Below are 14,651 nucleotides of genomic sequence, written 5' to 3' on the forward strand. Positions count from 1 at the left end.
GAATTTATCGTGCGATGATTTGGGATGAGTTTTTGAGGCATTTTCGCTTCTGTGATGAGGAAGATAGCGGGCTATCTGACGAAGAACAGGAGCGAAAAGGACCAAAAAACCGCCCAAAGCACACACGAAAACGAATACATCAAGCCAAGAAAAACTTTTGGAGAAATTCAAAACAGCTTCTAAAGTTTTCTCTGCGTTTGTATGTAATGAACATCTGTATTTCTCCCCTACATGGGATGTTTGCGGATATTCAATTTATATTTTATCAAGTGCACCAATTATTATGAAACTGTTTTCGAATTAGTCAAATAGGAATATTATGGGTACAGGCAAACGTAACAACAAGAATATGCCTCGCAGGAGAGGACTGTCTTCTTTCCGAAATCGGATAATCCTTTCCTGCGTGGAAGCTAATATTCAGCGTGCACCTATGTCATCGTATGAACTTTGTAAGATGGCTTTTCCGCGCAAAATGCGGTTGGTGTTGGATGATGGGCGTTCTATCATCGGACGGTCTGCATTTAGGTCCATTACAGTAACTCCAGTGCTGTCGGCAAATGCATAACCACCACCAAAACTCCAGTAGGCGAAAGGATATGTATATTCCGTTCCCAAGACGTTACGGCTGAAGTTGAATTCACTATGATCAATGCCTAATTGTGCCAATAATGTCGCTGCAAGGTCTGTCTGGTTCATGATGCAGTCAATTACCATCGGTTGTTTTACAGAACCTCCCAACCACAGCATCGGAATATGGTGGATACGCTCGTCGTGTCCATGGCCACTATTGTCCGGATAATAAAATCCATGATCAGACAGGCATATTATCAATAAATCTTTCCATATGGGTGTTTGTTTCAGTTTTTCGACAAATTCTCCCAAACAATGGTCGGTGAAAGCAAAAGCATTTGGTTTTGCTTCTGGCAGACGATGGTAAGGCACTTCGAAAGGTTCATGGCTGCTCAGGGTGAGGAAAGTTGTGTGCCATGGTGTTTCCTGCCGTTCTGTCAGCATCTGAAACAAACGGTCGAAAGTGATGTCGTCATTCACTCCCCATGCATTTTGATGCTGATTCATCGGGAAATCGACATCTGCGGTCAGTTTCTGGTAACCGCTTTGCAACAGGTAGCTTTTCATATTGGTGAAATTGATGTCTCCTCCATACAAAAAATCGGTATGATAACCTTCTTTCACCAGCTTTCCTGCAATGGATGGCAGTGTACGGCTTTTGGCTGGTATTTTCATGACAGACAGGTCTGGAAAGCTTTGATAACCGCTTAGAGCACAAATGGTTCCACGGTCGGTACGGAAACTGTTTGCATAGCAATGTGTAAACCAAATGCCTTCTTTCGCCAGGCGGTCAATATTCGGGCTGGCATTTTGGGTGCCACCCAATGATTCTATCATGGTAGCTCCGAATCCTTCCATCAGGATAATCAGTATATTAGGACGATGGGTATTGAGCAATTCTACTGTATTCTTGCCTTTCGTTGGATATAACCCGTCGAATAAGGTTTTGCGTTCTGCTTCATCGAAATAGTCGTACTGGCTGGCATAGTCTTTGGTCTTGCTGATGGATGCCAGCAAGCTGAAAGCTGGATTGACAGCTGAATGATTTAAAAATTCATCGTTGCAGAAATATACTTGTCCGATATTGCTGGTCGATTCACTTACGCCCCCTCGTATAATGAGAAAAAGTAAGCCTCCTATTAAAAGAGTACTTAATGTAGCTGCGAGTCTCTTCCGCACATAGGGCAGGCAGCGGGGGGTAAAATAATACAATACCCAGCACATGATGCCGGCAAGTAAAAATATGATTAATATGCGAAGAGTGATAAACCCTATGGAGACACTGGCGGCTGCATTTTTGGGTGATTCCAAATAGAAGAATACTGATGCATCAAGTTTAAAATTCCAGAATGGATACAGGCACATGTCGCCTACAAAGATAGTTGCTACGATAAGGCTGATGAGTATGTAATAAATGACAATCATTTTCCGGAGCGGGAAATGTTTGAACCAAATGCTGATGCTGATTACCAGCCACGGCAGGGCAGTAAGATATCCTGTAGTTGCTGCATCGAGGCTGATGCCGTGCCACATCACTTTAAAATAATCAAGCATAGGTATACCTCGCCCTACAGCATCATTATAAAACATAAAGCCGGGCTTCTGAACTATAAAAAATAGCAGCATCAAAGCAAAAAAGCCCGTAAGATAAGCAAGTCTTTTTTTCATTTGTTCTTCTTTTTAAATTGGCAATATTTCCGTTGACAAGCTTTTCATCACTTTCAGAAATTTCTCACAAAAACAAACCTGCCATTTTGTAAACTTGTCAGTTTATTATCTATTTACGCCCGAAATCGGCAGGAACCTCGCCCCAGAGTTCGGTTTCCCATTTGTGTAAGGGAGTATTGTATGTATGTTCGCGCAACCATTTCTCGGCACGTTCTATCAGGCGAAACAATTCTTCGGTCTTTGCCGTACGCTCCAGTTTGGTTTTGCATTTCTTTTGCTTCACCCAGCTCAAGGCGTTCCGGCTATCCGAATAGACAGGCATGGAGATGTTCTTTTGTTTTAACAAAGCAAGGGCATGTACGATGGCAAGGAATTCGCCGATGTTATTCGTACCATAGACGGGACCGAAGTGAAAGATTTCCTGCCCCGTCAACAGGTACACACCCCGGTATTCCATCGGGCCTGGATTACCGCTGCATGCCGCATCTACGGCAAGGCAATTCAGGTCGAAACCGGAAGGCAAGCGTTTTTCAAGAGATTGGTTTGCCGTTTCTTTATGGGGCTGCAGGTAATGGTGCGGAGGGGTAACCAATGCCTTTTCTGCTTCTTCACGTGTATCAAACGATTTATAGAGCGCACCCTTATAGCCTTTAATCTGTAGCTGGCAATCTGTCCACGAGTCGTACACACCTGGTTCTACGCCTTTCCACACCACGTAAAATTTCTTCTTTCCCATATAATTTCTTTTTTCACCACAGATTACACAGATTTTCAATCAATTTTTTAATCTGTGTAATCTGTGGTGAAGCTGTTTCTTACATGCGTTCAGGCACTTCGATGCCCAGCAATCCCATGGCTTCTTTCACAATCTTGCCCACGTTCTGGCTCAGGGCAAGGCGGAAGATTTTCAACGCTTCGTTTTCTTCGCGCAGGATGCTGAAGTCGTGATAGAACTGGTTGTATTCTTTTACCAAGTCGTAAGCGTAGTTGGCAAGAATGGACGGATTATAGTCTGTTCCAGCTTGGGCAACGGTAGCGGTAAAGTCTGCAAGCATCTGAACCAGGCCTTCTTCTTTAGCGGTCAGTTCGATGCCGCTCGGGATAACCGCCGGAATCGTGATGCCGGCCTCGGCTGCCTTGCGCAAGATAGACTGGATACGGGCATACGTATATTGGATGAACGGACCCGTGTTTCCGTTGAAGTCGATAGATTCTTTCGGATTAAAGGTCATGTTCTTGCGCGCATCTACCTTCAAGATGAAATATTTCAATGCGCCCAATCCTACGATGCGGGCGATGTCATCGGCTTCTTCCTGTGTCAGTCCGTCCAGTTTGCCCAACTCGTTGCTGGTTTCCTTAGCAGTCTGAATCATGGCTTCCATCAGGTCGTCGGCATCCACCACCGTACCTTCGCGGCTCTTCATCTTTCCTTCGGGCAGTTCCACCATACCGTAAGAGAAATGTACCAGGTCTTTTCCCCATTCAAATCCCAGCTTGTCGAGCAGGATAGAGAGTACCTGGAAATGGTAGTTCTGTTCGTTACCCACTACATATATCATCTTGTCTATCGGGTAATCGGCAAAGCGTTGTTCGGCGGTACCGATGTCTTGGGTCATGTAAACCGAAGTACCGTCGGCACGTAGCAACAGTTTTTGGTCCAGTCCTTCCGGAGTGAGGTCTGCCCATACCGAGCCGTCTTCCTTGCGGTAGAAGATTCCTTTTTCCAGACCTTCCAATACCTTTTTCTTTCCTTCCAGATAAGTGTTCGATTCATAATAAATCTTGTCGAATCTGACCCCCATCATCTTGTAGGTTTCATCGAATCCGGCATAGACCCAGTTGTTCATTTTTTCCCAAAGGGCACGTACCTCGGGGTCGCCTGCTTCCCATTTGCGGAGCATTTCGCGCGCTTCCAGCATCAAGGGCGACTGGGCTTCGGCTTCTTCCTTGCTCATTCCCTTTTCCATCAGTTCGGCTACTTCGGCTTTGTAGTGCTTGTCGAAGGCTACGTAGTAATCGCCTATCAGGTGGTCGCCTTTCTTTCCCGATGATTCGGGAGTCTCGCCGTTGCCGTATTTCAGCCATGCCAGCATGGATTTGCAGATGTGGATGCCGCGGTCGTTCACGATGTTGGTTTTCACCACGCGGTTGCCGTTGGCAGCCATGATATTGGCAAGTGCATTTCCCAGCAGGTTGTTACGCACATGTCCCAAGTGGAGCGGCTTGTTGGTATTGGGCGATGAATATTCAATCATCACCAGCGGAGCCTTCTCGTCGGCTTTGCGGATACCCCATTGCGCATCGGCATGGATGCGGTTCAGCAAGTCAATCCATACGTCCGAAGCAATCGTCAGGTTCAGGAATCCTTTGATGACATTGTAGTCGGCAATGGCAGGTTCGTTCGCCTTCAGGTATTCTCCGATTTCCTGCCCGGTTTGCTCCGGTCCTTTCTTCGAAAGTTTCAGAAAAGGGAACACTACCACTGTCAAGTGGCCCGCAAACTCTTTCTTCGTCTTTTGCAACTGCACCATGGCGGGTGTAATCTCCGCTCCGTACAGCTTCTTCACTCCGTCGATGACGGAAGCTGTAAGTTTGTCTTCTATTTTCATGTGTATATCTTTGTGCGTTTGTTTTTTACTTTGTGCGCAAAGGTACGAATTATTTTTAAGTTCTTAAGGCTTTTAAGTTTGTGAGTTTGTAAGTTTTTGTGTGCCGGTAACATGTCGGAGCATTGGAAGGCTTTCTTTATCTGCTTTTCACCTGACGATATTTAAGCATACCTCTTGATGAACATAAGTGAGTAGACCGTTTAACATAAGTGCCTCGGGCGTTTCACATAAGTGAGTCAGTCGTATCACTTATGTTCGTTTGAGGGGGCTTTGTGCCAATCATGAATAAATGTGCAGATAACTTAGTCTGGTGTAAGATTAATAATCTTACAGCGGATGGACTTATATGCGTTTGCCGGCGCACTTATATCTTTTATCGTTTCAAGACGGTTGGGAAGCTTGCAAAAACTATGTATAAATCAATGTGGAAAGATAATCTTCTGCAAACATTTCATTGGCAATATCTTGCAACTGCGATGCTGTGAGGGCTTCAATACGGTGGAACAATTCTTCTTTCGAATCATAATGCTTATAATGAAGGAAGCATTTTGCCATATCAAGGGCATTGTTTTCGAAATTATCACTTGCTACGCCGATTTGGCCGATGATTTGTTTCTTGGCTGCATTCAGACGTGAAGAGGTGAGAGGTTCTTCCCGCAACTTACGCAGTTCTTTCTGTACCAGCTCGATACATACATCTGTATCTTTAGGATCGCATCCGAAATAAATGCAGAACGTACCGGTATCAGTATAGGAAATCAGGCTTGACTCTACGCTGTATACCAGTCCTTTCCGTTCGCGCAGAGTAACATTCAGCCGACTGTTCATACCTGGTCCGCCTAAAATATTGTTTAGCAGATAAAGTCCTGTCCGACGTTCGTCATAAGCATGATAACCACGTCCGCCTATCATTACGTGTGCCTGATGTGTGTCTTTATGCAGGACAAGTTTGCGTGGGCGATAGGTATCCGGTGCCTGGCGGAGATAGTTCTCCACTTTTCCGAAAGGTATGTCTGCCGTAAGCTTTTCCATGGCATGTACGATGCGGTGAAAGTCCAGGTTGCCTTGTACAAAGAAGATAAGATTGTCGGGTTTGTAATAACGGTGTACAAAGTTCATGGCATCTTCGCTCTGAAAATTGCGTAATTGGTCAGGTTTGCCTAAAATGTTGCGTCCCAGTGGGTGGTTAGGAAAAATCAGTTCTTCGAAGTCATCGAATATCAGTTCTGCCGGGCTATCTTCGTAGCTCTGTATCTCGTCAATGATTACTTCTACTTCTTTCTCTATTTCATTTTGCGGGAAGGTGCTGTTGAATACAATATCGGTCAGCAGTTCAGCGGCACGCAGAAAGTCCTCTTTTAAGAAAGCACTGTAAATTACCGTTTCTTCTTTATTGGTATAGGCATTCAAGTCACCACCTACATTCTCCATACGGTTCAGGATATGCCAGGCGTGCCGTTTGCGTGTTCCTTTGAATATCAGATGCTCTACAAAGTGCGCCATACCTTGTTCATCTTTGCGCTCGTCACGTGTTCCGGCATTTACTGCATAGCCGCAATAAGCCACATTGATAGGATTCGGTTCGTGAATGATACGTATTCCGTTGGGTAAAGTGGCAGTTTGATAAGTCGTCATTTTCTGTTTTCTACTTATTTTGGGTGCAAAAATACAATAATACTCATTGCTTTTGCAGAAAAAATACAGATATTTGCAGGAAATTAATAAGGTAACGAGTTGACAAGTTAACCAGTTGACAAGGTTTTAAATACCTTTAGTAAAACTATTCAGAGCCTTGTAAACTTGTCACCTCGTCAACTTGTCAACTAAAAAGACTATGAATAAGATAGCGTTATTTTGTTCTGCATCCGATGCAATCGACCCGATTTATGCAGAGAAAGCCAAAGAACTGGGTGAGTGGATGGGCGAACATCGTAAATGGCTGATATATGGTGGTTCCAGCAGCGGGCTGATGGAAGCCGTTGCAGATGCTGCCAAAGAAAAAGGGGCAATGATTATGGGTGTCGTGCCTACCAGACTGGAGGAACGTGGAATGGTAAGCGATAAGCTGGATGTGACATTCCGCACCTTTAACTTGAGCGACCGGAAGGATACGATGCTGCAAGAGGCTGAAGTGATGGTGGCATTGCCGGGCGGTATAGGTACGCTGGATGAAATATTTCATGTCATGGCATCAGCTACTATCGGTTATCATAGCAAGCAGGTTATATTTTATAATATCAACGGCTTCTGGGATGATATTTTGCACTTTTTCGACCGACTGGAAAAAGCCCGTTTTGCTCATCATCCGTTGAGGCAATACTATAAAGTGGCAAACACGTTTGAAGAGCTGACCGAACTTTTGAAATAAAGTCCGCATTAGCTTGTAAGTTCTTGAGTTTGCAAGTTTAAAACTGAAAGAACTCAACAGCTTACAAACTCAGGAACTTAATTGTTAATTATTCATTATTAATCATTTAAAGATGGATTCCATTCACGAATTGTTGCGCCGTGAAGCGCAAGCTGTACTCGATATTCCAGTAACGGATGCATACGACAAGGCTGTTTGCCTGATTGTAGAACAGGTGCATCAGAAAAAAGGAAAACTGGTTACCAGCGGCATGGGAAAAGCCGGACAGATAGCCATGAACATTGCTACGACTTTCTGCTCCACCGGCATACCGGCTGTCTTCTTACATCCCAGTGAAGCACAACATGGCGATTTGGGTATTTTGCAAGAAAATGATTTGCTCTTGCTTATCTCTAATTCGGGAAAAACACGCGAAATCATCGAATTGACAGATTTGGCTAAAGGCTTGAACCCTAATCTGAAAAAGATTGTCATTACTGGAAATCCGGATAGTCCGCTGGCCGAAGCTGCTGATATCTGTATTGCTACCGGACATCCTGACGAAGTTTGCCCATTGGGCATGACCCCTACTACTTCTACTACAGTTATGACGGTAATAGGCGATATTCTTGTAGTAGAAACCATGAAACGTACAGGATTTACCATTGAAGAGTATAGCAAGCGCCATCACGGCGGTTATCTGGGAGAACGTTCGCGCGAATTAAGTAAGTAAATATCAGATTTTTAAGTTCTTGAGTTTTTAAGTTTATAAGTTTGTAAGTTTTTACGCATCTGTCAAGCTTCAACCTAAAAATGAAAGAACTCAAGAACTCAAAAACTCAAAAACCCAAGAACTCAAGAACTTACAAACTCAAAAACCTAAGAACTCAAGAACTTATAAACTCAAAAACCTAAGAACTCAAGAACTTACAAACTCAAAAACTTACAACTATGAGAAAAGTAATAGGTATAGGAGAAACGATTTTGGATATTTTGTTCCGCAACGGACAGCCACAGGCGGCTGTACCGGGAGGATCGGTATACAACGCAATGATTTCACTGGGAAGAATGGGAATGGATGTAACATTTATCAGCGAAACCGGGAATGACAGGGTAGGCAGCATGATTCTGGATAATATGCGTGCCAATGGTGTGCGTACAGACAATGTCAATGTCTTTCCTGATGGGAAATCACCTGTATCTCTGGCTTTTCTCAATGAGAACAACGATGCCGAGTATATTTTCTACAAAGACTATCCGCGTCAACGGTTAGATGTGACTATGCCCGATATTCAGGCGGATGACATTGTTATGATTGGTTCATATTTTGCCGTCACACCGGTATTGAGAGACAAGGTGAAAGAACTGCTCGAACTGGCACGCGAGCGGGGAGCTATCATTTACTACGATGTAAACTTCCGGAGTACGCATGCCAATGAAGCTATCAAATTGATGCCTACCATTCTTGAAAACTTCGAATATGCTGATATCCTGCGTGGCTCGTCCGAAGATTTCCGGTTTATGTTCGGACTGGACCGTGCCGAGGAAGTTTATCGTCAGAAAGTGGCTTTTTATTGCAATCCGTTTATTTATACCGATGGAGCACACGATGTCCGTCTGTTTACCCGCCAATACTCCAATACATATCCGGTGCCGAAGGTCGAAACCGTAAGCACGATTGGAGCCGGCGATAATTTCAATGCAGGCATTGTGTACGGACTGATAGAAAACCGTGTCCGCCGTTCCGATCTTGATAGCCTATGCCAAAAAGATTGGGATGACATCATAGCCTGTGGACTGGCATTCGGAAGTGAGGCATGCCGCAGTACGGAAAATTCCATTTCGCTGGAATTTGCAAAGAATTTAAAAAAATGCACGATATGAAATGGGGCATTTTGTAAAGAGTCACACCCTTAATAATTACACATTATGGACATGAGATACTTAGAAGCTGTTTTGAATTTCTCCAAAAAGTTTTTCTTGGCTTGATGTATCCGTTTTCGTGTGTGCTTTGGGCGATTTTTTGGTCTTTTTCACTCCTGTTCTTCGTCAGATAGCCCGCTATCTTCCTCATCACAGAAGCGAAAATGCCTCAAAAACTCATCCCAAATCATCGCACGATAAATTCAAAACAGCTTCTTAAAAGACCGTTATGTCAATCCGTACACCGATTTCGGTTTCAAGAAACTGTTCGGCACCGAAATCAACAAAGACCTGCTCATCAGCTTCATCAACAGTCTGCTCCATGGCAAGGAGGTGGTGAAAGACCTGACTTATCTCAACACGGAACACCTTGGCACGGGCGAGTCCGACCGCAAGGCAGTGTTCGACGTGTATTGCGAGAACGAAAATGGCGAAAAGATACTGGTGGAGATGCAGCGTGGCGAACAGCAGTTCTTCAAGGATCGGACTCTATTTTATACAACTTTTCCTATTCGTGAGCAGCAAGTAATAAAAGACTGGAACTACCGGCTGAAAGCCGTCTATGTCATTGGCATCTTGAATTTCAAGTTCGACAAAGTGCATGACAATTATTACCACCACGAAGTACAGCTGTTGGATGTAGAAACCAAGGAAGTGTTCTACGATAAGCTGACCTTCACCTATTTGGAAATGCCGAAGTTCAACAAGTCGGAAGACGAACTGAATGGGATGTTCGAGAAATGGCTTTTCGTCCTGCGCAACCTTTCCCGCCTGATGGAACGTCCCAAAGCGTTGCAGGAACGTATCTTCACCCGTCTTTTCGAAACTGCGGAGATAGCCAGGTTTACCAAGGTGGAATACGATGCTTACGAGGAAAGCTTGAAAGTCTACCGTGATTGGAAAAACACAATAGATACAGCTGAATTGAAAGGCGAAAAGAAAGGCTTTAAAAAAGGGCATAAAGAAGGACTTGAGAAAGGCGAAAAGATTGGCATTGAGAAAGGTGAGAAGAGAAAAGCGATTGAAATGGCGCAGAGGTTAAAAGATAAAGGAGTTGCAATCAATATAATTGTAGAATGCAGTGGCTTAACCGAGGAACAGATAAATGCCCTGTAAACATAAAAAATCTGATTTCGGCATAGACCATTTCTTGGTACCCGTCCTTGCAGATTTTTTCGCTTCGCTCAACAACCCGTGTAATCCGGCATAACGGGGGGATACTCTTTTACATCCATTTGTACAGAAAAGCGAAAGGCGCAAGGTTTCCTAAGCGCAAAACATTATTATAATATATAATAAGGAGAGCCGATTGGGCGATAAATCGGGAGAAAAACAAGATGAATATGACAAAAACGTTGCACAACCTCCCTTTTTCTGTGCTTTGTTTTCGTTACTCCGTTAATAAATGCAAATTTAATAGAAGTTTTTAGTAAGATAATGATTGTGTATAAAATAAAACCTTTACATTTGTGCCTTGAAAGTTGTCTTCTAAAACAAAAAATGTGAATGAAAACCTTTTCCAAAGTGAAGGATTCATATCCGGATATGGATTCCTGCATGAGTAGAGAAGACTAGAGTTCTATGGCAAAACTGCTTTATTCTGAAGATAGGGGCGTTACGCTATTGTTTGGTCAGTAGCCGGAGCGGCTACTGACGGGGCATAAACCACCTTTCTCCGTGAATTAGGTAGTGCGATCAACTCATTGATTTAGAACGATTTGAGTTTTTTAATTTATAAATTAAATTTGTTTTATTATGAGAAAAAAGTATTTAAGTGCACTGCTGTTCGGAGCGTTATTGTTCGCTTCGGCAGGAACTTTTACCTCTTGTAAAGACTATGATGATGACATCAGTAATCTGCAAGGTCAGATTAATGATGTAAACACAGCAATTACTGAGTTGCAGAGTGCTGTAGAAGGAGGAAAGTATGTTACTGCCGTATCTAATACAGGTAATACCATTACTTTCACTTTCTCGGATGGCACAACGACACAGGTTGCTTTAGAAGATCAGGTAGGTAGTGTTGTAACCGTACAGGATGGAGTTTTGTATATCGATGGTGAAGCTACAGATATCAAAGTGGCAGAACCTGCTCCTACTCCGGAACCGGGCGAAGAACACAAAGACCAGATTATTATTGAAAACAATATGTGGTCTGTTCTGCAGGAAGACGGTACATATAAAACAACCAATATCCCTGTATCAGGTGTTAGCGTATCTGGTAGCGAAGCTGAAGGATTCACTTTCCGTGTCTATGCTTCTGACGGTACTTATAAAGATGTTAAACTGCCGAGTGCTACTTCTTCTATTACGGACTTGATATTGAATGCCGATGGAAATGCAACGGGTACTATTCAGGGGAAGGAAAAAAATATGCTTGTATATGCGACATATTCATTCGATAATTATCCAGAAGACTTGGATACTAAGAAATGGAAAGGACCGCGTGCATTACCCGCTAGAGGGACAAAAATCGTTTCTGGTAATACACAAATCAGCTTACAAGTAAATCCGACGAATGTTGATGGAACAATTGTTGAATTTAAATTGGTGGACAGTCAAAACAACTATCCGTCAAATCTTTCTTTAAAGGCAACAGAAGATACGAGATTATTGACCAGTAGAGCAGCAAACGGTCTGTATCTGTTGGGCATGGAAGATAAAATGTTCGCAGATGCAAACGCTGCAGCTGCTTATACAAGTCAATTTACAACAAATAGCGATAAGAAACTCTATGCGGTAGCAGCCGGCGAAGCAAGAAGTGCATATGGCGTTACAGTACAGCAAGGTTCTCAACAAGGGTTGTATAACTTGAATATCTATAAGAACAATAATGAAAGTTCACCTCTTCAAGAAGATGTTACAATCGGCGGCACCACAGACATATCAAATCGTATTGATATTAATACTTGGTATTATATCAAACCCGAACAAATCGGTGCTTTCTATGATATGTATGTAACTGATGCTAATGATGATGATGCAGTATTGTTTGGCTTGGAATTTAAAAACGAAGAAGGCAATTTTGCATTCCGCGCAACCAAGACTCCTGATAATGTTTCCAAGACAGGTTTTGGCATTGTAGTTACTACAGTTGACAAAAACGGTAACAGTAAAAATACGACAGTGAACCTCAACTTGTCTGAAAAGATTACAGAAGGCTTGACTTATGATGCCATTTCTTATCAAATTAACTCGAATAAAGACGCAGATAAGAACCGCTTCAGCATCGATTTGAACGATATGAAAGAATATCTGGGTACAGAAGGTTTGGCACTGTGGAATACAAAAGTAGAAGCAATGTCCGTTACCTTTAAGAATGCTACAACAGGAGCTATTGTAGGAACGGGTTCTACTGATTCAGATGGAGATTATGAGAATGAACAAGCTTATGTAACTGCTGCAGGTATCACTGTCACTCCGGTAAAAGAAGTGAAAGATGGTACAAGTGCAAATGTTACAGCTTTGAAGGATGCTAAGTTCTTGAAATTTGCTATTGACAATGCAACTGCTTCTTCTAACTTTGTTATCGGACAACAATATAATGCTGTCATCTCGTTCAAAGACAAGGAAAATGGTGATCAGTTGAACAGCATTACCATTCCGTTCACATTGACATTGCCGGAAATCACATCGTTGTTCCAGCTCGACCAGAAGTTGGTTGAAGACGGTGCCGCTATCTGCTACTTGTATGAAGAAGACTTCATGGATGTAAACCGCACAAATGGCGCCGCTTCCTTCATGCTGAGCCGCGTATTCCAAAAGATTGAAAGCACTGGCTTCCAAGTTGCACTGGATTCTCAAGCTAAAGTCGGCGAAACCGATAAGACATCTGCAGAATTGGCACAAGTAGATATGGTTAAGGGAACAGCTGTTACCGCTGAAGATACAGAAGGCAAAGTAAACTTCAAGCATAATAATGACGGTGAAACTTACGTTACCTTGACTGGCAATAGAGCTAACGGTACAGGCTTGAACCTCGGTTACGGTGAAGTATTGACATTGCATGTAACAGGTAAGTATGCCGGCTATTGGGCATATCCTGTAGGTCAGAATACATTTACATTCAAAGTGAAAGTATTAAGCCCGATTTACGAAGGTCAAGTTACTCCGAAAGAAGGCAATGTCGTTACTATTCCTGCAACGAAGTTGAGTGGCTATGAATTCGGCAACAATGATATCACGGGTTACACTTACAACAGTGCTATTTCTTACAATGTATTGCCGGAAAACGCAACTACAGTTCCTGTTTGGAGCCGTAAGGAAATCGCAAATGTAACTGCAGAATCTTCTAACACTCGTATCTTCAAGATTGCGGAAAATACTGGTGGATGGGCTGATTCTAAGTTCAACCAATTGTTCCCGGCTTATACTACAGGCTCTGGTAATAATGCAGTACATCACGATGGTTACTTCAAACTTGAAGCTCAACAAATACCTGCTACTGTAACAGACGAAGCTATCGACATTACGGTAACTGATATTTGGGGATACTCTAAGACAAGTACCGTTCCTGTACAGATTACTGTTGATTAATCTTATCGGATTACTCTATAAATAAAAAAGCGGTTCTTTTGAACCGCTTTTTTATTGCCCCTTTCAGAATAATTTTGTTTCTTTGCGTAAATCCAAAACTTGATGCATGATGAAGTACCCGATAGGAATCCAGAGCTTTGACCAGATTATAGAAGACGGTTATGTCTATATTGATAAAACTGATTTGATTTACCAGTTAGTAAAAGGCGGGAAAATCTATTTCCTGAGCCGCCCTCGTCGGTTCGGCAAGAGCCTGCTGGTCTCTACCTTGAAATGCTATTTCCAAGGGCGGAAAGAACTGTTCAAGGGGCTTGCTATTGACAAATTGGAAACCGAGTGGACGGAATACCCCGTGTTCCATATCGACTTTAACGGGACTGACTTTACAAGATCGGGCAAACTGGATGATATCATAGGAGGTACGGTCGGCACATGGGAAAAGGAATACGGGCGAACTACAGAATTTGAGGATATAGGCAAGCGGTTTGCCTACGTGCTGCATCAGGCGCACAAGCGGTATGGCAGGCGGTGCGTGGTGCTGATAGACGAATACGACAAGCCGATACTCGATGTGCTGGATACGGGATACACGGCCACAATAGACGGGAAGGAGCGTCTGCTGGAAGACATCCATAGGGAAATATTAAAGAGTTTCTATTCCACCTTTAAATTGGCGGATGAAAACCTTCAGTTCGTGCTGCTGACGGGCGTGACCAAGTTCTCGCAGGTAAGTGTGTTCAGCGGGTTCAACCAGCCGAGCGACATCAGCATGGACGAGCAGTATGAAACGCTTTGCGGCATCACACAGGAAGAGCTGGAGCATTATTTTGCCGAGCCTATCAAGGCATTGGCGGTAAAATATAAAGTTACTGAAGAAGGGATGCTGGATATGCTGAAGCACCGGTATGACGGCTATCACTTCAGCGGCAACCTGACGGACATATACAACCCGTTCAGCCTGCTGAACGCGTTTGCCAAAAAGGCACTCCGTGACTATT

The 14,651-nt window shown here is 43.3% G+C and carries 11 protein-coding genes; 7 read left to right on the top strand and 4 right to left on the bottom strand.

Going from position 1 to position 14,651, the window contains the following annotated elements:
• Nucleotides 1–287, top strand: a 287-nt coding sequence (locus B5F71_RS20420) for a hypothetical protein (RefSeq protein WP_206423854.1), incomplete at its 5' end; no start/stop codon positions are given.
• A 130-nt stretch (nucleotides 288–417) separates the two neighbouring features.
• On the opposite strand, the gene B5F71_RS16045 is transcribed toward B5F71_RS20420, so the two are convergent.
• The 4 genes from B5F71_RS16045 to B5F71_RS16060 form a co-directional block, all read right to left on the bottom strand.
• Nucleotides 418–2,238 (bottom strand): alkaline phosphatase family protein, encoded by a 1,821-nt coding sequence (locus B5F71_RS16045; RefSeq protein ID WP_087212261.1) that lies wholly within the window; start codon nucleotides 2,236–2,238, stop codon nucleotides 418–420.
• 109 nt (nucleotides 2,239–2,347) lie between these two features.
• Complete coding sequence (locus B5F71_RS16050; protein WP_087212264.1) at nucleotides 2,348–2,974, bottom strand: ribonuclease H family protein; 627 nt, start codon at nucleotides 2,972–2,974, stop codon at nucleotides 2,348–2,350.
• Between the two features lie 79 nt (nucleotides 2,975–3,053).
• Nucleotides 3,054–4,847, bottom strand: a complete 1,794-nt coding sequence (gene argS, locus B5F71_RS16055) for an arginine--tRNA ligase (RefSeq protein ID WP_087212267.1) — start codon at nucleotides 4,845–4,847, stop codon at nucleotides 3,054–3,056.
• A 408-nt stretch (nucleotides 4,848–5,255) separates the two neighbouring features.
• Nucleotides 5,256–6,482, bottom strand: a complete 1,227-nt coding sequence (locus B5F71_RS16060) for a pitrilysin family protein (protein ID WP_087212270.1) — start codon at nucleotides 6,480–6,482, stop codon at nucleotides 5,256–5,258.
• 199 nt (nucleotides 6,483–6,681) lie between these two features.
• Here B5F71_RS16060 and B5F71_RS16065 point away from each other — a divergent pair, with 199 nt between their 5' ends.
• The 6 genes from B5F71_RS16065 to B5F71_RS16090 form a co-directional block, all read left to right on the top strand.
• A complete protein-coding gene (locus B5F71_RS16065; RefSeq protein WP_087212274.1) occupies nucleotides 6,682–7,215 on the top strand; it encodes a TIGR00730 family Rossman fold protein in 534 nt (177 codons plus the stop codon).
• Nucleotides 7,216–7,327: 112 nt separating this feature from the next.
• Nucleotides 7,328–7,927 (top strand): SIS domain-containing protein, encoded by a 600-nt coding sequence (locus tag B5F71_RS16070; protein ID WP_022038633.1) that lies wholly within the window; start codon nucleotides 7,328–7,330, stop codon nucleotides 7,925–7,927.
• A 218-nt stretch (nucleotides 7,928–8,145) separates the two neighbouring features.
• Nucleotides 8,146–9,078 (top strand): carbohydrate kinase, encoded by a 933-nt coding sequence (locus B5F71_RS16075; protein ID WP_087212277.1) that lies wholly within the window; start codon nucleotides 8,146–8,148, stop codon nucleotides 9,076–9,078.
• Between the two features lie 240 nt (nucleotides 9,079–9,318).
• Nucleotides 9,319–10,233, top strand: coding sequence for an Rpn family recombination-promoting nuclease/putative transposase (locus B5F71_RS16080; protein ID WP_087212280.1), 915 nt, complete (start codon nucleotides 9,319–9,321; stop codon nucleotides 10,231–10,233).
• Between the two features lie 639 nt (nucleotides 10,234–10,872).
• On the top strand, nucleotides 10,873–13,653 hold the full coding sequence (locus B5F71_RS16085; RefSeq protein WP_087212284.1) for a PL29 family lyase N-terminal domain-containing protein: 2,781 nt from the start codon (nucleotides 10,873–10,875) through the stop codon (nucleotides 13,651–13,653).
• Nucleotides 13,654–13,762: 109 nt separating this feature from the next.
• Nucleotides 13,763–14,651 (top strand): AAA family ATPase (locus tag B5F71_RS16090; protein WP_241148628.1); only part of this gene is annotated, 889 nt, incomplete at its 3' end.

It is taken from the genome of Bacteroides sp. An269 (assembly GCF_002159755.1).
GTDB lineage: Bacteria > Bacteroidota > Bacteroidia > Bacteroidales > Bacteroidaceae > Phocaeicola > Phocaeicola intestinalis.